Source organism: Spirosoma arcticum (assembly GCF_054779955.1).
Genome location: NZ_BAAGXG010000014.1, coordinates 97,752 through 119,495 on the forward strand (window position 1 = coordinate 97,752; position 21,744 = coordinate 119,495).

Sequence of the window (21,744 nt, forward strand, 5' to 3'; positions counted from 1 at the left end):
TGATGCGGTACTGAACTAACAAAACGCCCCGACCAAAAATAGTCGGGGCGTTTTCAATAAACTGTAATCCAGTGTTTAATCCGCCTTAATAACTTTTACCGCCTGAGACTGGGTTGGTGTTGTCACTCGCAGCAGCAACTGACCTACTGGCCGACGGCTCATCTCGAAGGTATGCTGCTCAACCCAACCCGCTCGTTCAACTTGATACGAGTCGATGGTCTGGCCACGCAGATCAGTTAGGTTTATCCGTAACGACTGACCGGCCGCGCCCATCACTTCTACCGAAACTTGCCCATTTTGAGCCGGATTGCCCAGTACCCGCACCTGCAACGGAGCCACCGGCTCAGCCCCGATCCGGGCACCACTATTGGTACAGGCCGCCAGCCAGTTATAGACAAAACTAACTTCGTCCGCCGTGCCGCTCTGTACCGCTTTCAGGGTCAGCGTGGGGTTATCCGTATACGGCCTCAGCGTGTAGGGACCCGGTGCGGTTGTAGGCGACAGTTCGTTAACCACCTGGAAGGTGATGGGCTGACCGTTCAGGCCCCCGTATTGGGGCGTGAAGCTGATCTGCCGCTGACCCGCGCTCAGCGTCGTACAACTCACCGTGCTCACCCTCGTGATGGCAAAAGGGGCAGCGGGCGGTGGGGTAACACTCCCCGTGCAGGCGGCTAACCAGTTGTAGCCAAAAGTAACTTCGCCCGCTGTGCCGCTCTGCACCGCCTTCAGGGTCAGCGTGGGGTTGTCGGTGAACGGGTTGAGGGTATAGGGACCCGGTGCGGTCGTGGGCGACAACTCGTTAACCACTCGGAAGGTGATGGGCTGCCCGTTGACCCCCGCGTACTGGGGCGTAAAACTGATCTGTCGCTGACCCGCGCTCAGCGTCGTACAACTCACCGTGTTCACCCCCGTGATGCTGAAGGGCGAAGTAGGCGGTTGGGCACCACTATTGGTGCAGGCGGCCAACCAGTTGTAGCCAAAAGTAACTTCGCCCGCTGTGCCGCTCTGTACCGCTTTCAGGGTCAGCGTGGGGTTGTCGGTGAATGGGTTGAGGGTATAGGGACCCGGTGCGGTCGTGGGCGACAGTTCGTTAACCACCCGGAAGGTGATAGGCTGACCGTTTACCCCCGCGTACTGGGGTGTGAAACTGATCTGTCGCTGACCCGCCGAGATTGTTGTACAACTCACCGTACTCACCCCCGTAATACTGAAGGGCTGGGCAGGACCATCGTTGTCCATAATGGTGATGGTGGCGGCATCGTCAGTATGATGCACATCATAATGGTTTGGATCGAGCAGGGTGAGCGTCAATGTCTCGTGGTCCTCGGGGTGTATATCATGGCCCGGATATACCAATAAATCGAACGCAAACTCGCCCACCTCAAAGTGGGTTGTATCGTCAAAGAAATGGTCGACGTTATGGATCGCTGTACCACTAATTTCAAACTCTATTGGCAGTTTCTCGTCCGCATTATCGCGTTCGAAGCGAAAAGTCGCGTGGTCAACCACGGGTTCGTCGGCTGGCATCCGGGCGTTAGCGCTGCGTCTGACTATCCTGGCGGGAGCGGCTGAGGTGGTCGCACCTAAGCGTCCTCCGCCACTTGAGTGCGGGGGTTCGGACGCCACGGAGTCAGGAGCGGTGAGACTCACCACCGGGATGGAACGATCAAACAAATTGCTTTCCCATAACCCCCGGCCATAGGTAGCCGCCCTGATCTTGCCCGTCGGGTAATAGATTTCCAGATCATTGACGTGAGTATTGGGCAGACCCGTGAAGAATGACGTCCAGGGGGTCGTATTATCAAAGTAATACACCCCGATATCCGCCCCAACGTACACCGCATCACTCGCACTATTATTTAAATAGACAATCGTATTCATCGGGATGTTGGGCAGACCCGCCGAAATATTGGTCCAGGTCGCTCCGCCATTGACCGATTTATAGACTTTTGCTGCGGCATTGTAGCCCGAGAAGGTAACCCACACTTTGTTGGCATCGGTATTGGAAACACACAGGTTGGTGACCTGAGCATCACCTATGGGTAGGGTGCCGGTAATGTTAGCAAAGGAGGTGCCGCCATTGGTCGACTTAGAAATCGTATTGCCACCTTTCAGCACATAAATAACCCGATTGTTGCTGGGCGCAATTTCAAAACGCTGGATACCACCCTCACCGGCGGGCGTTCCCAACGCCGTCCAGGCGGCATCCGGGTTGGTCAGCACACTGGTACTCCGGTATAAGCGAGCCCGCCCGCCCGCATACACGGTAGCCGCATTGACCGGGTCCTGGTGGATGGGACTGAAAAACTCCGTCCCCGCCGGTAAGCCCGTTATATCCGACCGATTGACGCCCCCATCATTCGACAGCGCAAAGGCCCCATTGGGATTGGAGGTGATGATGTTATTGTCGTTGGTACGGTCAATAAAGCCATCTTCACCGTCGCCCCCGTTGGTTACCGACCAGGCACCATTCGTGTTTTTCAGGGTGCCAATGTCCTGCAACCCGGTTATCATGTTGTAAGGGGTAAGCGACGATTGACCAACATTGGTCATTTGAGCTACCTGCAGGTTATGGCTGATGTCGGTCCAGTTGCGGCCGTTGTTGGTCGATTTGGAAATGCCCCCGTCGCAGGTCACAAACAGCGCCGTGCTGCTGCCCGGTAAATAATCGAGCGATTGGATGTCGGCATGTACATAATCGGCTGGTCCTTGACCAATACCCGGATTGTTGGCATCAAGCCCTAACCAGTAGGACGATAGTGTCCAGGTAGTACCCCCGTTGGTCGATTGCAGGACGTTACAACCGCCGATGGTGACTACCTCGGCATTAGTGGGCGATGCCACAATGGCCAGATTATGACCGGCCTGCGCGCTGGAGGAGGTGGTCGTAATGTCACAGTTGAGGATGTTATTGGTACCGGCAGGCGAGGTGGGCGATGAGCGTTGGGTAAAGGAGGTGCCGCTGTTGGTCGAGCGGAAGGTGCCTAAGTAACCCCCGTCGGTATTGCCATACAGGGCATAAATATAATTGGGATTAGCCGCCGTAACCGCAATCAATGCCCGGCTAACATCGCTCGCTGCGGGTAGCCCGCTCGCTATTTTCGTCCAGCTTACGCCTTTATCGGTCGATTTGAAAAATTCCTTGCCAACCGTATAAACCGTGTTGGGATCGCCCGGTTTAAATTCAATATCGTCCAGATTAAAATCACCTGGAATATCGGGTTGTGTAAAGGTTGCCCAGCCGTCGGTGGTTCGGTAAGGCCCTCCATCGGTAACCGCAATCATGATTTGCGGATTGGTCGGGTCCATGATCAACCGCCGAATGCGGTAGTTCTGGGCGGCTGGAAAAACTAATGCGGTGGTGTTCCAGGTAGTTCCCCCATTGGTTGATTTGAGGATGCCGATACTGGCTCGGTCATTCTCCCGGTTGCCCGTGGCCAGATACATCGTTTGAGTATTGGTCGGGTTGATTACCAAATCAGAGCAACCAATGATGGGCAGGAAATCGGTGTTGGTCGTCCAGGTCGTGCCACCATTGGTTGATTTCCAGAGTCCACCATCGGGCGAACACACATACAGGATGTTGGGGTTGCTGGGGTCGAAGCGCACAAAGTCAATGCGTCCCACGCCCGAATCATAGCCGGACGCCTTGGCGTTGGGATTCAGTTCGGTGAAGTTAGCCGTGCTGGCGGCTACCCGGCCCTTCTGTTGCTGGCTGGCCGTCTGTTTCTGCCAGGCCATGTAGTTTGCATAGGTGCTGGAGGGCAGGGCCATGTTTCCCGACGGATACACGCGGGGAGCCATGTAGTTTTCCCATCGTTTAAAGACTTTGTAGCCTTCCCCTTTTTTGGATTTCTTTCCGACCCAGTCTTTTTTGAATTGAGCCTGCACCTCAGTGAAGGTGACATTCTTTCGGTTGGCTCCTTCGCGCCAGTCTATTTTTTGGATACCCGGAATGGTCTTCTTAGTCGGGATGGTTTGCGCCGTCAATTGATGGCTGCATACCATCAGGAGCGCGATAGCCAGCATGGGAAGCAGACTAAACGCGGGGGTACTGGAGAGCTTTTTCATGGGGTTTTGTTTTTTTGTTTAATGGGGCATGGGGCCAGTGTACGTAATACAAGGGATATCATTGGTTAAAAAACAGCGGTGCGTAAACGTGAAATTCAACGACGTGATATTTTGGTGGTTTACCTTCAGCAGATAGTAGGGGGTTTTCCACCAGTCAGCCAAACAGGGTTCGTCTACTTTTTGGGTTTTTGTCATATAATCCTGGGGTTTAATGGCGCTCAATTGCTCTTCCACAATAATTGAATAGATGCCTGGTTTAAGCGTTAGGGCATACAGTCCTTCCTTATTGGTCGTGAATTGCCTGATGACTTCACCCTGTTCACTGTTCGTATTTCCGGTTCTGACATAAAACGTTTTGTTAGGATACGCAACCGGGGTTGCCGCCCTGGTACGCATTGCCTCGGTAGGTCTTGCTCCGCCACAGTAGGGAAATTGTTGTTGCACTTTCCCCGATATCCTGTAAGTCCCTGTTTTTTTCAACGAATCCGACCCGGAATTGGCCGCCGTCTTAACCCCTGCGCAGGCAGTAAGCAGGCTTAATAAGAGTATGGCGACAGCGTAAAATTTCATACCAGGTTTATTGTGAAAAAGCAGGTCTACACCCCTCAATGATTAAAACCTGGCTCTCAACGCAAGAATAAAGTTTCGGCCCGGTGCCACCAGTCCAGAGCTATACGGGCGATACCGCTGATCACTCAGGTTCTCTACGCCCGCGTTGATGGATAAATTATCGAATAAGAGATACTGTGCTTTAGCATTGAGCGTATACCAACCCGGTGAGTAGGGCTTGCCATCCACATCAACGGCGTAGATGTACTCTTTACCCCGTTCTTCCGGCGCCAGTTTTTCGTTTGTCACTTTGCCATTATAGACGCCGTACACCTCCATCACCAGTTTCCGGGCGGTGTACCTGAGCCGCGTAATGCCAAACCAGGGAGCCGCGTGCCGGAGCGGACTGACGGTGCCATCGTCCAGTTCTTCGTCACCCTTCTGATACGTGAACTGCGACGATAGCTGAAAACTGGCCGACAAAGCCAGGTTAAAGCCCGCCTGTAACCCATACACCCTGGCATTCGCTGCGTTTTGAATGGCCTGCACCTGGCTTAACTCGCCGTTATAGAGGATGCTGTCGCGGCCGTTTAGGGAGAAATTTCGCCGTACCAGCGCGTTATCCAACAGGGTGTAATACCCCGTTACGTCTACTTTCAGTGAATGGCCAACCACTTTGGCGACTCCAACCTCCGCATTGTACGCATACTCGGCGTTCAAAGCCGGGTTAGGAACCACCACAGAACCCGGTGTTGAGTCAAATACCTTACCGACATCATCGACGTTGGGCGACCGGAAACCCGTTGACAGGTTGGTACTTAACGCCCAGGAGTGGGATGGGTTATACACCAATCCTAAGCTACCCGTAAGGGCGCCCCTGTTGAAGTTAGCGGTCGTAAACGGAAACGGATAGAACGTAGTCTCGAACTGCGAATTCAGCGCAAACTGATTGTAGCGTGCACCCGCCTGCACCGTTACCCGGTCACTCGCCTTTAGCTGATAGGTCAGGTAAGCGGCATACGACGCCCAGATCGATTTTGGGTAACGCGGGGCACCCGGCGCTGACACGCTCGTGCTGATATCCAGATTGGTAGCCGTCGAAGCAACATCGTTATAAACGGCTTCCAACCCGTAGAATAGCCGCTGGCTATCGGTGATGCGTTTGTCGAAGTCGATGGAGGCCGAAAACGCGTTGACCTTCTCGCGCGTGGTTCGCTGTTCGGCATCCTTCAGATCACGATCAATTCGACTTTCCTCAAAAAACTGGTGTGCCAGCCGGACGGTCATCTGGTCATAGGGGCTTCCCGATGCCGTATGAGTCATTGACACGTTATTCATCAGCCACGTCTGGGGGCCGTAGGTCCATTGGGCCGAGCGCGGAAGCCCCCGCCGATAGCGCAGCAGCCGGTCATAGCGGGCGTAGTCAGAGGTGGTTGAATAATGAAATCCGTAGTTAAAATCCCACCGCTCGCCTGGTTTGAACCGCACTTTCTGGGTCAGGTTAAGCTGCGAATAACCGCTTGGCCGCTGCACTTGGGGATCGGCGTTGGGAATGATTCGGTCTTCATTATTAATGCGTTCGACGTATTCCGGACGCAGATATTCATTGGGACCGTTGGCCCCCATGCGCAGGTCGCCAAAATTATTGTGCGACACACTGGTAACGAGTGCCCACTTTTTCCAGCCAACGTTAACGTCAGCATGACCAGTAAGTTCGCTGTTGGCCGATGAATACCGACCCGTTGCCGATCCCGAAACGAGCGGTCGGGCACCAGTGGCGAATTTGGGCGTGAGGGTATAAAAACTCATTACCCCGGCTATGGCATCACTACCGTACACGACCGATCCCGGCCCAAAAAGCACTTCGGTACTGGCAATGGCGAACGGATCTAACGCAATGACATTCTGAAGGTTACCGCTCCTGAAAATAGCGGTATTCATGCGTACGCCGTCGACTGCAATCAACAAGCGATTGGTCGAAAATCCACGGATCATGGGGCTGCCACCACCCTGCTGGCTTTTCTGGATAAACACATCGCCGGAAATGGCCAGCAAATCGGCCGCCGTCTGCGGATTCTGAAAAGCCACCTCTTTAGCCGAAATGGTGGTGATTTTAGCGGGTACATCCCGGCTGGACTGCCCCCATCGGTTGGCCGTCACCACGACCTGATCCAGCGAAATAGGACCCGACTTTAGGTACAATACGGCCGTTCGCTTAGTCAGTTCGTCGTAACTAACCGTTTGCGTCTGGTAGCCGATCATCCGAATCTGAATCGTAGTGGCTCCTTTTAAGGCTGAAATATCCACTTTTCCGCCAGCGTCCGTAACCGCCGATGCCTGGGGCGTTTCACTCGAAAACGTCACCCGTTCGAGCGGCTGGTGATCTTCCTGATCATTTACCGTTACCGCCTGGCCATAACCTACCAAAGAAGCAACCAGTACCAGCCATAGAATTATACATACCGGCATTGTTCAGTGGTTATTTTTTTTGCAAAATGAATAGGATCTTAGTACACGTATTCAGGCTGGATTTTGCCCCAAATTTCCAGTAGCATACGGTTTATATGATGCCGATAACATATAATACATACTTATCAGTAAGCCTCCGCCTGGTTTTCTGTCCCGACCAGAATCTGGTGGGTAGCGTTCTACTTGTTAGGCTATGGTGTCACAAACGGAAAGAAGCACCTCATTTTTATCGCCTGATTGATCCATAGAATAGGTTACAGGCACGTAAATTTGTAGGTTATTACCTTTTATTTTATCTATGTGCAGGTGAACTACCATTTTATAGAGTTGAACTACCGCTTTATTGCTACAAACAATCCTTTTTTACTAAATCACCGTATAAGCAAAAAGTAATCGTTGTTAATTTCCCACAGAAAAATTAACAAGCAACTTAATTCAGAAAATAGACTGTTCTTTTTTTGGAGTAAACAACAGGTCTATCTAACTGGCAGAACGTCGTGTATGACTGTTACATTATTGGCTGAAGTGTGTTGATTAGAGCACTTTTCCAAGATAGCGTTCAAATAATTGTCAATAGTTAACGTATTGATAATAAGCGGGTTAATTATTATTTAGTGTTGCACTTTCGTTGTTAGTCAATGCATTTCAGCCACTCCCACTATCGCTGTAACCTCTAACCGTAATTGCGCTCATATGAAAAATAAATACCGTACCTTAATCGTTGAGGACGATCCCCTTATTGTGGCCCAGTTAGAAGGCTTCTTAGCGCAAACCGACCTCTTTGAAAAACCATATATCGCTCAGACCTGTACGCAGGCCATGATTAGCCTGCACGATCAGCCAATCGACCTGCTGTTCTTAGATATGGAACTCCCCGATATGTCGGGTCTGGACTTCCTGCGGTTATTTCCAGGTCATGGTCCTACTATTGCCATTTCTGCCTTCCCCAGCTATGCCGTTGACTGTTACGATTGCGATATAAATGATTTTTTATCGAAACCGTTTACTTACACGCGTTTCTTACGCGGCCTTCGTCGGACGCTGCTTCAATCCCTTACTCCAGTCCCTGCTGTCTCTCCCGTTCCGGAGACCTCATTTTCGCCTGCTCCCGGTGCTGAAGCAAGTCTGGAACCTAAACCTTCGGCTCTATTGCCTGATCATATTTACCTCAAAACAGGTCGAACGAACTCGCGTTTTGCGCTTACCGATATTCTCTATTTCGAAGCCTATACTATTTACAGCAAACTCGTTACCGGCTCAGACACGTTTGTAATCAATGATCAGATTTCCAGTTTAGGGGTAGAACTGGGCCAAAACCAATTCATTCGGGTCCATAAATCGTATCTGATTAACCTGAATCATGTTACCAAATTTAATGCCCGTACTATCTGGGTAAAAACCCACGCTGTACCCGTTGGCCGGACCTTTAAAAAACAGGTCCAGGATCATCTGAATAGCTTCGTTAGCGGGTAGAGGTTTGGGTAAACGACTGGCGAACCGAGTACGATCTCATTACTCAGTACAGTAACCTTTGCGTTAGCAACCTAACCGAATGACTTCACTACGTAAGTTATCAAGAGGCCTGGACCGCAGGTGGTTGTGCTGGATGCTTCTGAGCTACGCTGGATCTTTGCTGGCCCAACCCGGCGGGGGCGTTTCCGCCCTGGGGCATGACTCCGCGATGACCGCCCTTCACCAGCAAATCCGGGTAGCCCGGCACGATACGACCCGGATTGTCTTATTGGAAAAGCTGTCTATTGCCTATCTGAATAAGAACAAACCCGACAGTGCGTTACGTTTTCTGCAACAAGCACTGCGCCTGGCCAACCAATCGCGACAGCCCCTCAATTTGGGTAGAGTATATCGGGGATTTGGCAAATATTACCATCATCGGCAGTTGACAATTCAGCGAATTAATGCCTACCAAAAAGCCGCACTTTTCTTTCAGCAGGCCCGCCGGGTGCCGGAAGCCGCCCGAGCCATGTTTGATGTGGCAAAGGGCTATGCCAGTCATTTTGAGCAGGCAAAAGCCGTTGAGCAGTGTAATAAGAATCTGGCTTATGCCCAACAAACTGGCTACGACGAATTAGTTAGCTTGTCGTATGCCCTGCTGTATACCATCCACACGAACTTTGGCGATAAAAAGAAAGCCTTTGCCGATTTGATAGCCATGCAGAAAGCGGCTGAACGGTATCCAACTCTGGAAAACAAGTATCTGGCAAACGGTAATTTAGCCGAATGGTATGATAATCAGCATGACTATGCCAAGGCCCTGCCTTACTGGCAAATAACTCTGTCGGTCTTGCAAAAAATGGGGAAACCGTTAGAGGTTGCCGAAGCCTATACGAGCATTGCAACTGATTTTATTAAACTAAGCCAGTTTGAGAAAGCCGAAGGATCTCTGAATAAAGGGTTTCGGGCAATTGATAAATCCCCCCTGGTTTCCGCCAATATTTACTTGACATTAGCCCGCCTTCGCGAAGGGCAAAATCGCCTTTCAGAGGCCCATCAGGCCGTGTTAGTAGCCCTGACCAATGCCCGGAAAACGTTCCAGCCCTTTATAACTAAATCCAGCCTGGAAACCCTCCTCAGAATTCAGGAAAAGCAGACTAAGTATCGGCAGGCAGTAATTACATCTCATCAGCTTACCGCCCTGAATGACAGTATAAACGAAGCAAAACACATTCAAACTATTGCCTTAGTTGAATCGCGGTTTAACTTTCAAAAAAAAGAAGAGGACCTTATCCTACTACGCCAAAATGCCATCATTCAGATGCTGGAAATGGAACGTACCCAAAAGCAAAAGATACTCTATAGCAGTATAGCGATTGGCCTGTCAGTGCTGCTGCTCTTGATGGGCTGGATCGTCGTGCAGGACCGCCGGAACTTACTCAAACTGAATGGTCAAAAAGCCGAAATAACTGCCCAGGCTCAGAAACTGAGCGAGTTGAACACGGTTAAAGACAAACTCTTCTCGCTGATTGGACACGACCTTCGAGCGCCCGTTCTTAGCTTGAAATTCAACGTAGACCTATTGGACCAGAAACAACAGTCGGAGGAATGGTTAGGGCAGCATGCCCGCCAGTTGAAGCGAACGGTCAATTCATTATATCATACGGTAGACAATCTGCTTCACTGGGCGGCTCTGCAAAAGGAAGGGATGCATACCAGGCCGGAAGCCGTGAGCCTGCTGGACTTAGTCATTGAAACGAAAGAGTTATTTGAATTAACAATAGTGCAAAAAAACATAGCGGTCGATATAGGTCGGGGTAATGCCATTGCCTGGGCCGATGACGGTCAGGCGCAGATTGTAATTCGTAATATTATTCATAATGCCCTAAAATTTACACCCTCTGGTGGCCATATCAACATTAGTTTCGATCAGTCAGCCACCCACGCCGTAGTTCGTATTGCCGACACCGGTATTGGTATAGCAACGGTCTATCCTCAACAAGCAGCCCAAACCCCAAATCGGGTTGGCACACAGGGCGAAACCAGTTTGGGGCTGGGGCTACTGGTTTGCCATGAATTCATGAAACGCAATGGCGGTCGGTTGGAGATCAAGAGTACTGTGGGCGAGGGAACGGTCGTAAGCTTACTATTTAAGTCGGGTTGCCCTGTCCACATTACTTGAAGTCTCTGTCAAACCTTGATTAGGACAAAACAAGAAAATCTGGTACGGACAAGCAGTTAGCACAGTAGGACGGATCAAAACTCAGTTAGGAATAAGGACATTTGCAACTAAGTGCCCAGGCCACGGCGTGTAATATTGGTCCGATAATTGGTAGTTAATAGCTGGGCTTGTTGGGCTGTCAGCGCTTCAATGTGATGCACTGAGGAGGTCTTCAGGCTGTCTGAAACATAATTTTCCGGGCATAGTGCCAATAAAAGCGCTCGTGTGGCCGTTTCCGAAATGGCTGTCCTTCAGGCTGCGCCAGGTTGATTCACGTCTTACACATTTATGAAAAAATATCAGTCTTTGCTGACCGGCTTCGTCATCGTTGTCCTGCTGACGAGCCACATCACGAAAAGTGCAGCGCAACGACGACCCAATACCCGATTCATTCCGTACTCGTCGGTGACGTTTGGGGTTGGTTCGTCGCACTATTACGGTGACCTGGCGGGCTACCGGCGGGCCATCCGGTCCACGTACATTATGCCGCGCTGGAACGTCGGGCTGGGCTACACCCGTCAGTTCACGCCCCACTTTGCAGCACGCGCCATGTTCACCTATGCGCGTATCGCGGGCGACGACTACACCTTCAACAAGAATAATGTGGAGAAATACGTGGTTCAGTACGCCCGAAACCTTCATTTTAGGAATGATCTGAAGGAGTTTGCCCTTACGGGTATCTATAATTTCGTGGAAGACGGTCGTAACTCCAACACACGGGCTAAATTCACGCCTTACCTGTTTGGTGGTCTGGCGCTGGTGGCGCACAGTCCCGAGGCCCGCACCCCCGCAACGCCCGACAATGAGCCCTACGAAGCCCGGCGGTGGGTGAAACTCCAGCCTCTCCGCACGGAAGGACAGGGCCAGCCCGGCCGCGAAAAACCGTATTCGTTAGTGACGGTGGCCGTGCCGGTGGGAATTGGTGCCCGCTACATGATTAATGAATTGTTTAACGTCGGTGTCGAAATCGGTTACCGCTATACCTTCAGCGACTATCTCGACGACGTGAGCGGCAACGGCTACGGCGACCCGGCCACGCGCGAAGGATTGGCCACCAAGATGGCCGACCGGCGGTTTCAGACCATTGCGGCCCGCAAGAAAAACGGCCCTGATCGCTACGCCATTCTGAAGGAATTGTTCGATAACGGCAGTCCTGAACAGCAGGCGGTAATCAGCGATGCGCTACAAACGACGGTGCGCGGGGGAGACGGCGTTTTTCGGGATGGTTATATCCTAACTAACTTCTCCATTCAGTACGTTATTCCGGGTAAAATCAAGTGTCCGCCCACCAAGTAAGCCGAAATTGGCTGAGCAGCCGTGTCGCCATTGTCCTGACCGCCTGTTCTCATTCCTATGAATCACGCACGAAATAGTACGGCCTGGCTACTGGTAGCCGGGCTTTTTATCAGTTTGTCGGCGCAGGCGCAGAAAATTGAAGTGGGCGCGGGCGTGGGCGGGATGCTTTACAAAGGCGACGTATCGCCCGCGCTGAATCCCCGTTTCTACCGTCCGGCGGCTAACCTGTTCTTCCGCTACAACGCCAGCCGCTCGTTTTCGCTGCGGGCGGGTCTGGGCATCGGCAGCCTTGGCGCCACCGACCGTTTCAGCCGCGACCCGTTCCGGCAGGCACGCGGGTACTCGTTCCGAAGCAGCCTCAGCGAAGCAACGTTCGACCTCCAGTATAATTTTCTGAATTATAAACTGACGCCCAAAGTCAAAAACTGGACACCCTACGTGTTTGGCGGGGTGGGCCTTTGCAGCTTTCGCAATCCGGTGGTTCGGGCGCGGGGCATTATTAATTTCCCATTGGGAATAGGAATGAAGTACGAGATAAACCGGCCGTGGAGCGTTGGGCTTGAGTTTGGTACCCGGTTCACGAAGCACGATTACTTAGATGGTCTGGGCGAGCGAACGTACGGCGTAACGACCAACAAAATTGCGCAGGGCAACCCCGCTCTCCGCGATAGTTATACCTACACGGCCTTCACCGTGAGTTACACGTTCTACAAGATTGTGTGCCCCTGACGGCTACTAAACACCAATCGCGCTTCGTCACGCTCAACGACCAGCTCAACCCGGTGGCCAATCGGTAAGGTCAGGTTGTAATCGACGTGACCGGCCGGAAAATTGAATAGAACGGGGTAGTTGTAGTCGGCCACGGCGTCGGCAATGATCTCGTAAGCGCTTTTCTCAAACGGCAGCGACGCGTTAACGCGCATGTCGGTAAACTGCCCGACGACTAAGCCTGCTAAATGGGCTAACCGCCCCGACCGGCGCAACTGCGTCATCATCCGGTCGAGCGAAAAGAGCGTTTCGTCAACATCTTCAATAAATAGAATTGTCCCGGAGAAGTCAACGTCGGTGGGTGTACCGAGCGAGTTGACGAGCATGGTCAGGTTACCGCCCACGAGCGGCCCGGTAGCCTGCCCCGGCCGATTGAGTGGATGGGCTGACACAACGTACTGCGCTGGAGATTCACCAAATAACCAGTTGCGTAGCGATTCCAGCGATTGGGCCCGGTTGGGCTGACCAAACTGCCGGGGCATCAGCCCGTGCAGACTCACGATACCGTGGTTGTAGAATAGACTGAGCAGCACCGTCACGTCGCTGAAACCCACTAACCATTTCGGATTAGCCCGCAGGCCGGTCAGGTCGAGACTGTCGGCAATCCGGTAACAGCCGTAACCGCCACGCGCGGCAAACACGGCCCGGACGCTGGGATCATCGAACAGGCGTTGCAGGTCGGCCCGGCGGAGGTCGTCGGAACCAGCGAATGGCCCATCAACGGCGTGCAAGCTCTCACCTTCGATCACGTTTAGTTGCCAGTCGTCGCGCAGAATACGCAGTCCCTCGGCCAGTTCGTCGTACGGAAACCAACTGGCGGGCGATACCACCCCGACCGTATCACCGGGGCCCAGAAAAGGAGGAAAAGTCATCGAAAAGACAATGCATGATGGATAATGGGCAATGTACAATGGCACAACGTCAACGGCATTATGCATTCCCTTCAATTCAGCGGGGCGGGGTCGGTGTTGTCCAATCCATCCAAGTCAACCGTTACCATGCCCGCCTGACTACCGTCGAACATGGGCCGGAATTTTTGCCCCCAAAGCACTTCATCATACCGGTAGGAATTGCGGATGTGCACCATTTGCGAAAACGTGTCGTCCATTGCCCGCAGTAGAATCAAAAATTCGGCATCGGTCTCGGCGAGTTGCTCGGGTGTGCATCCGTGGAGCGGGCTTTCGGTCGTGATGGGGTGAACCAGCGTCCAGTTTGTCGGGAAGAAATTAACTTTGTTGCGCTCTAAATTCAACCCGTAATACCGGCGATACCGGGTGCCGTCGGGTTTGGTTTCCAGCCGCGACAAGGACACTTCCACCTGCACGTCGATCAACTGATTGGCGCGGGCGTTGATGATGCGGAACATCCAGGCGTTAACGTCTAAGTAAGGCGCAAAAACCGCCCGTTTCGAGAACCGGATGTGCGCAACCGGTCGCGAGAAGCGCCCATACAGCAAACCCGTTGCCAGCGCGAAGGCCAGCAGCCCCAGCATCGACTCGAAAGCGGCAATGGCACTGGTCAGGAAACTGTCGGGAGCAATGTGGCCGTAGCCGACCGTCGTCAGAGTCTGGGCGCTGAAGAAAAACGCTTTCCAGAACGGGCCGTGGAAAACCCGGTCGTCGGCCCCCCGCAGATTCTCAGCACCGGCCAGCATGTATATACTGGCGAACACGACATTTTCGACCAAATAAAACAGGAGTATCCAGCCTAAGAACTGCACCCAGCCCATGGTGATGAGCCGGTTGTACACATTCAGCCGATCCCAGAACGAGCCGTTGACGCGGTTGATGTTGAAACTGCCGTCTTTGTTGATAAGCCGACCATACCGGTCATTAATTTTAGTGCCAAAGCCTAAATCCTGCCGTTGTTCTTCCTGTTTCACCAGGCGGCTGTCGGTGCCGCGCAGGTTAGCCGGGGGAGGGGAAACTGTGGTTTGAGTTGCTTGTGTTTTCACCGAGTGCAATGTTTAGGGGAGCCGTCACCGATTTTACGTAAAACCGAACAGGAATACGCCCGGTTCGCATGCGGTATGATTAGTAAAAGCCTTCGATCAGCAGATTCTTGCCCTGCAACTGGTGCCAACATGCCTGTTTAATCCATATTTTTGCCCGCTTACCCAGTAACACAGCCCAATGAGTAACCCGCGTTACAGAGCCGTAATTCAATTTTTCGCCAAGGAGCGGGTGTTGTTGACGGTCTATGTGCTGATAACACTATTAGCCAGTTTGCAGCAGTACTTACTACCAGACCGGACAGTGGGTGGGAGTGAGCTTGCTTACTCAAAATACAATAATTATGTCATTTTCAAGAACGCCTTTTTTCACTTACTCAATAATCAAAATCTGTACGCGCTTCACTTAGCGGAGCAGTGGGATCTGTTCAAATATTCGCCAACGTTCGCCTTGTTCATGGGTCTGTTTGCCTATTTGCCCAACTGGTTGGGATTGATGCTGTGGAACCTGTTGAACACGCTGACCGTATTTTCTGGCATCCGGCACTTGCCGTTTCTCAGCAATGAAACGAAGGTAAAAATACGTTGGTTTATCCTGATCGAATTGCTGACCGCTACGCAGAACTCGCAGAGCAATAGTTTGATGCTGGGGCTGTTCATCTGGACGTTCATCAGTTTGGAGCGGGGCAAACTGATTTGGGCCACGCTGCTGATACTGCTCAGTGTTTTTATCAAGCTATTTGGTTTGGTGGGTTTTGTGTTGTTTTTGCTATACCCCCGCAAACCCGTTGCTTTTTTCTACACGATTCTCTGGACGGTCGTTTTGGTGGCATTACCGTTAGTGGCTGTATCGTATCAGCAGTTATTCGATCAGTACCAAAATTGGCTGGTGATGCTGCAAAACGATCATTCCAACTCGGTTGGTCTGTCGGTGATGGGCTGGCTGAATACCTGGTTTTCGCTCGATCCGCCCAAAGTGGTCGTCGTTGGTGCGGGGGGCGTACTGCTGCTGTTGCCCTTGTTGCGAATCGCCCAATATCCGTACTATGGGTACCGCCTGCTGGTTTTGGCCTCCGTATTGATATGGGTGATCATATTCAATCACAAGGCAGAATCGGCCACCTTCGTCATTGCCATCGGGGGAATTGGCTTCTGGTACTTCTCGCAGCCTGCTACCGCAATCAATCGGGTGTTGGTACTACTGGCGTTTATTTTCACCTCGCTTTCCCCAACTGATATTTTTCCGCCGGTACTGCGCGAAATCCTCGTTTATCCGTACGTGCTGAAAGCGGTGTTTTGCATATTCATCTGGGCAAAAATCACCATCGACCTGCTAACCAAAGACTGGGGGCCTGCCCCGATGCTTTTCAACCAATTGAGTACTCCAGAAAAGATTGACAATTAGATGGAAAAGGGCTGAAGCCGCAACGGCGGACCGTCCGTGATACCTCAAATAAACACGACGTCGTCGATGACCTCGGTGCCCATGTCTTTGTTGACCACGTGGATGAGTTTCTGCTTGGCGTTAACGAGTTCGTTGCGCAACGGTGCCGAGGTGATTTCGAGGTGAAGTTTGCGGTCGCGCACGTAGATCCGGTTGGTGCGGGAAGCAATGGCGTGCCCCATCATGCGCCCCCAGAAGGCTTCGAGGTAGGTTTCGTTAAAGCGGCTTTGCAACTGATAATGCTTCAGTAGTTTTCCGATTGCGTCTTTGAGGGAGGTAACGCCAGCTACGCGGGTGGCATTTTCGCGGTTGTATCGGTACGGCTCGTTCATGGGCAACGCGGTGTCTTGTTACAAATGTAAACAACACTTCGACTTATCGTACGCCGACCGGAAAAGAAGCCCTGAAAATAAGGGAACGGTATAAACGGGTGCCCGGGTGTTCGCGTGTCTGCGTAGTTTTGAGGAGTTGAAAATTAATTACTTACCCACCCACACACCTGCATACGGGCACTCAAAAAATTCGGTCTGGTTTGGTTTCCCGTCATTTGGACTATATACTTGCACCATCAAGTCAATTTTACGCGCCACTCAGATACCCTATCGGCGCGGATTGATTTATACAGAAGCGGGGAGAGATCAGGCTCTGCGAACCGCTGGCAACCTACCACTTGGCAAGGTGCTAACTCCTGCCTAAAGCAGCCGCGTCGCTTCGGCGACCCGACGGCGGACCATTAGGAACTATAAATCGATAACGAACATGCGCTGCAACAGACGCTGTATGCCCCCGGCCGGATGGCCTTGGGGAGCCTGCTAAACACAACTCACTTCCTGCACCGAAATCGGGAGTGGTTTCGCCGTGCGCCCTTTCAATAAGTTATTAAGGTATCAAGTGATCCCACTACGCAGATTTGTGCGTCTGCGCAACGGCTCAGCAATCACTTTTTAACGCTACAATCGTCTAACTTTTTCTATTATGGCCTCTGAACATCATTTCGACACGCTGCAATTGCATGCCGGTCAGGAAACCGACCCTACCACCAACGCACGGGCGGTCCCCATTTATCAAACGACTTCGTTCGTTTTTAACGACTCAGCTCACGGGGCCGACCTGTTTGCCCTCAAAGCGTTCGGCAACATTTATAGCCGAATTATGAATCCCACGTCCGATGTGTTCGAGAAGCGCATGGCGGCTCTGGAAGGGGGCGTGGCGGCTCTGGCAGTGGCGTCGGGGCAGGCAGCCCAGTTTATCGCACTGACCAACATCCTCAGCGCAGGCGACAACTTTGTGACAACCTCGTTTCTCTACGGCGGCACCTACAATCAGTTTAAGGTCTCGTTCAAGCGGTTTGGCATCGAAGCCCGGTTCGCCAACGGCGACGATCCCGCGTCATTCGACCAGTTGATCGACGGTAAAACAAAAGCTATCTACCTCGAAACCATTGGCAATCCCGGCTTCAACGTCCCCGATTTTGAGGCCATTGCCGCCATTGCTAAACAGCACGACCTGCCCCTCATTGTCGACAACACGTTTGGGGCGGGAGGCTACCTGTTCCGGCCCCTCGAACACGGCGCGGCCGTGGTGGTTGAGTCGGCAACGAAGTGGATTGGCGGGCACGGCACGAGCATTGGCGGGGTCATTGTCGACGGGGGTACCTATAACTGGGGCAACGGCAAGTACCCGCAGTTCAGCGAGCCGTCGGAAGGGTATCACGGGATGGTATTCAGCGATGTATTCGGCGTGGGCGGGCCGTTCGGTAACATTCAGTTTATCATTCGCGCCCGCGTGGAAGGCCTGCGTGATTTTGGACCGGCCATCAGTCCGTTCAACTCATTTTTGCTCCTGCAGGGGCTGGAAACACTGTCGCTCCGGTTGGACCGTACGGTGCAGAATGCCCTCGCGCTGGCGCAGTGGCTCGAATCGCACGAGCAGGTCGAGTTGGTTAACTACCCCGGTTTGGAAAGCAGCCGGTATCACGATTTGGCCAAAAAATACCTTAAGCGTGGCTTTGGGGGCGTCTTCAATTTTAAGGTGAAAGGCGACAAAGACGCGGCCGACCGGTTCGTGAACAGCCTGAAATTAGTGAGCCACTTAGCCAACGTCGGCGATTCGAAAACGCTCATTATTCACCCGGCTGCAACCACGCACCAGCAGCTCAGCGAGCAGGATCAGGCCAGCGCGGGTGTGGTAGCGGGCCAACTGCGGGTGTCGGTCGGTATTGAGCACATCGACGATATTAAAGCCGATTTCGAGCAGGCTTTTGCCCAGATCGTGGAGCCTGAGTTGGTTTAATAAGCTTTTGAGTTTGTGGTTGGCTGACGCAAAGCTGCTTTGCGTCAGCCAACCACAAACTCAAAAATCCCAGCGGGGAACCGCACAAACTGAGTTGTTTCTTGAGCCTCCAGTACTTCGATTATAAATACTCGTTCCCGCTTGAATCGGGCGGGCATTTGCCGGGCTTCCGTCTCGCATACACAACGTATGGGACGCTGAACAAGCGGTCTAACGTCGTGTGGGTATGCCATGCCCTGACGGGTAACGCCGACGCAGGCGACTGGTGGGGCGGCATGGTTGGTCCGGGTAAATACTTCGATTCTGGATTGGATGGTCGGGGACCATCCGGTCGGGAGCAAAATTTCATTGTCTGCGCCAACGTACTCGGCTCGTGTTATGGCTCAACGGGACCGCTGTCGGCTAATCCTGAAACGGGTAAACCGTATCACCACGACTTCCCCGCTATCACCATTCGCGATATGGTTGGGGCGCTCGATCTGCTGCGGCAGGAACTGGGCATTGATGCCATTCATACCTGCGTGGGCGGGTCGGTGGGGGGAGAGCAGGCCGTTGAATGGGCGATTTTGCAGCCCAACCTGATTAAGAATTTAGTGGTTATTGCTGCCAGCGCGGTAGCGTCCCCCTGGTGTATTGCGTTCAACGAAGCGCAGCGGATGGCCATTGAAGCGGATCCCACCTGGCGCGAACGACGCGACGACGCGGGGGCAGCGGGCATGAAAGCCGCCCGCGCCATGGCCATGATTTCCTACCGGAATTACGACACGTATGGGTTTACCCAGGCTTTGGACAATAACGAGCAGACCGATGACTTCAAAGCGGCTGGTTATCAGCGGTATCAGGGCGAAAAATTAGTTGAGCGTTTCAACGCGTTTACCTACTGGGTGCTGTCGAAGGTGATGGACTCGCACAACGTGGGCCGCAACCGGGGCAGTATCCCGAATGCCCTGGGGCGGATTAAGGCAAGGACACTGGTGGTTGGTATTCGATCCGACCTGCTGTTTCCACCAACGGAGCAGCAGTTTCTGGCCCGCCACATTCCCGATGCGACCTACGAAGAAATTGACTCGCTCTACGGTCACGATGGGTTCCTGATCGAGTTTCGGCCGTTGTCGGGTATTATCCGTAAATGGATGGCCACCGCTGTCGAAAGTCAGGCTGTTGCAAACAATCAGGGGGTTTAAATAGTCTATTATAGTTTAATGACGCCTGATGACGGCCCCTGAGCGGACCGTTATCCCCATGAACTATGACCTGGTACGAAGACGAAATTTATCAACTCGAAACTAAACTAAAGACCCTGTCTGTCGTTCCGGAAGGAGCTGCCCTGAACGGCACCACGTTGGGGCTGGCCATTCAGAACCAGGATCCTCCAGACCGAGCCACTCCAGACAGGATCGTGTTTTATGGCAGTTCATCCATCCGGCTCTGGACAACACTGACGGCCGACTTTCCAGGCGTAAATCTGCTTAATTTGGGGTTCGGTGGTTCTACGCTGGCGGCCTGTGCCTGGTTTTTTGAGCGGGTCGTTGTTCCGGCTGCACCCAAATCGGTTGTGTTCTATGCCGGTGACAATGACCTCGGCGACGGGCGGCATCCTGAAGAAGTATATCTGTTCTTTTGCACATTTGCCCAAAAAATGCGCCAGCACCTCCCCGGCGTACCGCTTTCGTTTCTGACCATTAAAATTAGCCCCGCTCGCTGGTCCATTGCTCCTAAAATCAGGCGTACAAACGAACTCATTGCGCAGGAAATTAGTACGATTCCCCATTTTCAAGTGGTTGACACCACAACGCCACTACTCGACAGCGCCGGGCGACCACGCCGGGAGTTTTTTGAAAGCGATGGGTTGCACCTGAGTCCGGCGGGCTACCGGGTGTGGCAACAAGTGCTCCAGCAGCACCCCAGCATTCTTTAACAATTTCTTCACTTAGATAGTGAACGCGGTACGTTCCGAACGCTGCAATTTCGCCGGTACTTTTCGCCCCTACTATGCACCGCGAATATCACAAATGGTTCAGTCCCAATCTGAGCCGCGACATGGAACTGCTCATTTTTGGTCATGCCGGCGCACGGGTGCTGGTATTCCCAACCCGGCGCGGTCGGTTTTACGAGTACGAAGAACTGGGCTTGGTTGCTGCCGTGGCCGATCAAATTGAAAAGGGGTGGGTGCAGCTATTTTGCGTGGATAGCGTTGACCGCGAAAGCATTTACAACCGGGCCGTTCCCCCGCACGACCGCATCCGGCGGCATGGGCAGTATGAGCAGTACATTCTGGCCGAAGTGCTGCCGCTCTCCCGGTTGAAAAATTCGCAGCCGTTTATGATTTCGCACGGCTGCAGCCTTGGCGCTTACCATGCACTTAACATTGCCTTTCGGCACCCGCAGTGGTTTGGCAAAGTGGTTGCTTTTAGCGGCCGATACGACCTGTCGGCACCGGTGGCGGAGTTTCGCGGGTTATTCGATGATTATTATGACGAGGATATTTACTTCAACAGCCCCAATCACTTCCTGCCGAATCTGAACGATGATGCATTGCTGGATCAGCTTCGCCGGCTACAGATTGTGCTGACAATTGGCGCTGAAGACCCGTTTCTGGGCAGCAACATCGCCCTGAGCGAGGCTCTACAGGCCAAGCACGTTGCCCATGAACTGCACGTCTGGAACGGACGGGCGCACCAGGCCGACGACTGGCATAAGATGGTGCAGTTGTATTTATGACCCGCTGATGTTGAATGAACTACTTTTTAGAATTTGACTGATTTGAACAGTCGAAGAACGGTCGCTTCGTCGCGAATGTCGTGGCCGGTCAGGCTCAGCCGGTTTAGATCATCGACTTCCACAAACAAGCCAATAACGCCTTGCCCCGTCTTTTTAGGCCGAACAATCAGTGCCGGACGCCCGTCGATGGTCGTAACGGTGCGCCAGTGCGTTGCTGATGTTTCGTTTTGCAGCCTGTACGAGTACCAGCCATAATCGTACGCCAGCACATCACTGTCATTGGTAAGCCGACCAACCTGCGAGTCGTATCCCACACCGGGAACATTCTTCCAGGTATCAGGAACCTCCACCCGGAACGTTTTGAGGTCAAGGAACTGAGTTGCTGGAGTGGGGTCATCCTGGCAACTGGCCTGGAGTACAATAAACAGGATGAAGGAAGCAATAACTCGTTTCATAGCATGTCGTTTTCTACATTGACTCCAGCCATAGGCTGATGGTTGTACCCGCTAA

At 52.7% G+C, this 21,744-nt stretch carries 16 protein-coding genes and 1 riboswitch; of the genes, 9 read left to right on the top strand and 7 right to left on the bottom strand.

The annotated features are described in order from the left end of the window. Window positions 1-75: 75 nt before the first annotated feature. From ACYVHB_RS25455 to ACYVHB_RS25465, 3 genes are read right to left on the bottom strand one after another with little or no spacing between them, the layout of a single operon-like run. Window positions 76-4,071, bottom strand: a complete 3,996-nt coding sequence (locus tag ACYVHB_RS25455; RefSeq protein WP_461054634.1) for a hypothetical protein — start codon at window positions 4,069-4,071, stop codon at window positions 76-78. An 18-nt stretch (window positions 4,072-4,089) separates the two neighbouring features. Further along, complete coding sequence (locus ACYVHB_RS25460; RefSeq protein ID WP_461054635.1) at window positions 4,090-4,641, bottom strand: hypothetical protein; 552 nt, start codon at window positions 4,639-4,641, stop codon at window positions 4,090-4,092. Between the two features lie 42 nt (window positions 4,642-4,683). Beyond that, window positions 4,684-7,089 carry a TonB-dependent receptor gene (locus ACYVHB_RS25465; RefSeq protein WP_461054636.1) on the bottom strand — a complete coding sequence of 802 codons (2,406 nt, stop codon included), beginning with the start codon at window positions 7,087-7,089 and terminating at the stop codon, window positions 4,684-4,686. A gap of 693 nt (window positions 7,090-7,782) precedes the next feature. On the opposite strand from ACYVHB_RS25465, the gene ACYVHB_RS25470 reads away from it, so the two are divergent. The 4 genes from ACYVHB_RS25470 (at window position 7,783) to porG (ending at window position 12,787) form a co-directional block, all read left to right on the top strand. Next, on the top strand, window positions 7,783-8,562 hold the full coding sequence (locus ACYVHB_RS25470) for a LytR/AlgR family response regulator transcription factor (protein ID WP_461054637.1): 780 nt from the start codon (window positions 7,783-7,785) through the stop codon (window positions 8,560-8,562). A 79-nt stretch (window positions 8,563-8,641) separates the two neighbouring features. Beyond that, window positions 8,642-10,723 carry a tetratricopeptide repeat-containing sensor histidine kinase gene (locus ACYVHB_RS25475; RefSeq protein WP_461054638.1) on the top strand — a complete coding sequence of 694 codons (2,082 nt, stop codon included), beginning with the start codon at window positions 8,642-8,644 and terminating at the stop codon, window positions 10,721-10,723. Between the two features lie 327 nt (window positions 10,724-11,050). Beyond that, a complete protein-coding gene (locus tag ACYVHB_RS25480) occupies window positions 11,051-12,058 on the top strand; it encodes a DUF6089 family protein (protein WP_461054639.1) in 1,008 nt (335 codons plus the stop codon). Window positions 12,059-12,115: 57 nt separating this feature from the next. Continuing rightward, window positions 12,116-12,787 (top strand): type IX secretion system protein PorG, encoded by a 672-nt coding sequence (gene porG / locus ACYVHB_RS25485; RefSeq protein WP_461054640.1) that lies wholly within the window; start codon window positions 12,116-12,118, stop codon window positions 12,785-12,787. On the opposite strand, the gene ACYVHB_RS25490 is transcribed toward porG, so the two are convergent. Both ACYVHB_RS25490 and ACYVHB_RS25495 read right to left on the bottom strand, forming a co-directional pair. Beyond that, on the bottom strand, window positions 12,766-13,698 hold the full coding sequence (locus tag ACYVHB_RS25490; protein WP_461054641.1) for a S66 peptidase family protein: 933 nt from the start codon (window positions 13,696-13,698) through the stop codon (window positions 12,766-12,768). The two genes, porG and ACYVHB_RS25490, sit on opposite strands and share 22 nt — an antisense overlap. A 71-nt stretch (window positions 13,699-13,769) precedes the next feature. After that, window positions 13,770-14,780 (bottom strand): ion channel, encoded by a 1,011-nt coding sequence (locus ACYVHB_RS25495; RefSeq protein WP_461054642.1) that lies wholly within the window; start codon window positions 14,778-14,780, stop codon window positions 13,770-13,772. Between the two features lie 178 nt (window positions 14,781-14,958). Here ACYVHB_RS25495 and ACYVHB_RS25500 point away from each other — a divergent pair, with 178 nt between their 5' ends. Beyond that, complete coding sequence (locus ACYVHB_RS25500; protein WP_461054643.1) at window positions 14,959-16,182, top strand: glycosyltransferase family 87 protein; 1,224 nt, start codon at window positions 14,959-14,961, stop codon at window positions 16,180-16,182. 44 nt (window positions 16,183-16,226) lie between these two features. On the opposite strand, the gene ACYVHB_RS25505 is transcribed toward ACYVHB_RS25500, so the two are convergent. After that, the gene (locus ACYVHB_RS25505) at window positions 16,227-16,553 is read right to left on the bottom strand and encodes a DciA family protein (RefSeq protein WP_461054644.1); all 327 of its coding nucleotides are present in this window, start codon (window positions 16,551-16,553) and stop codon (window positions 16,227-16,229) included. A gap of 282 nt (window positions 16,554-16,835) precedes the next feature. After that, window positions 16,836-16,970, top strand: a riboswitch (SAM riboswitch). Window positions 16,971-17,196: 226 nt separating this feature from the next. On the opposite strand from ACYVHB_RS25505, the gene ACYVHB_RS25510 reads away from it, so the two are divergent. From ACYVHB_RS25510 to ACYVHB_RS25525, 4 genes are all read left to right on the top strand, one after another. Beyond that, on the top strand, window positions 17,197-18,513 hold the full coding sequence (locus tag ACYVHB_RS25510) for an O-acetylhomoserine aminocarboxypropyltransferase/cysteine synthase family protein (protein WP_461054645.1): 1,317 nt from the start codon (window positions 17,197-17,199) through the stop codon (window positions 18,511-18,513). A 101-nt stretch (window positions 18,514-18,614) separates the two neighbouring features. Beyond that, window positions 18,615-19,697, top strand: coding sequence for a homoserine O-acetyltransferase family protein (locus tag ACYVHB_RS25515; RefSeq protein WP_461054646.1), 1,083 nt, complete (start codon window positions 18,615-18,617; stop codon window positions 19,695-19,697). A gap of 65 nt (window positions 19,698-19,762) precedes the next feature. Further along, window positions 19,763-20,431: an SGNH/GDSL hydrolase family protein gene (locus ACYVHB_RS25520; RefSeq protein WP_461054647.1), complete on the top strand. Its 669-nt coding sequence runs from the start codon at window positions 19,763-19,765 to the stop codon at window positions 20,429-20,431. A gap of 74 nt (window positions 20,432-20,505) precedes the next feature. Beyond that, on the top strand, window positions 20,506-21,234 hold the full coding sequence (locus ACYVHB_RS25525) for an esterase family protein (protein ID WP_461054648.1): 729 nt from the start codon (window positions 20,506-20,508) through the stop codon (window positions 21,232-21,234). Between the two features lie 26 nt (window positions 21,235-21,260). Here ACYVHB_RS25525 and ACYVHB_RS25530 read toward each other — a convergent pair whose 3' ends face one another. Beyond that, window positions 21,261-21,689, bottom strand: coding sequence for a hypothetical protein (locus ACYVHB_RS25530; RefSeq protein ID WP_461054649.1), 429 nt, complete (start codon window positions 21,687-21,689; stop codon window positions 21,261-21,263). Window positions 21,690-21,744 lie beyond the last annotated feature (55 nt).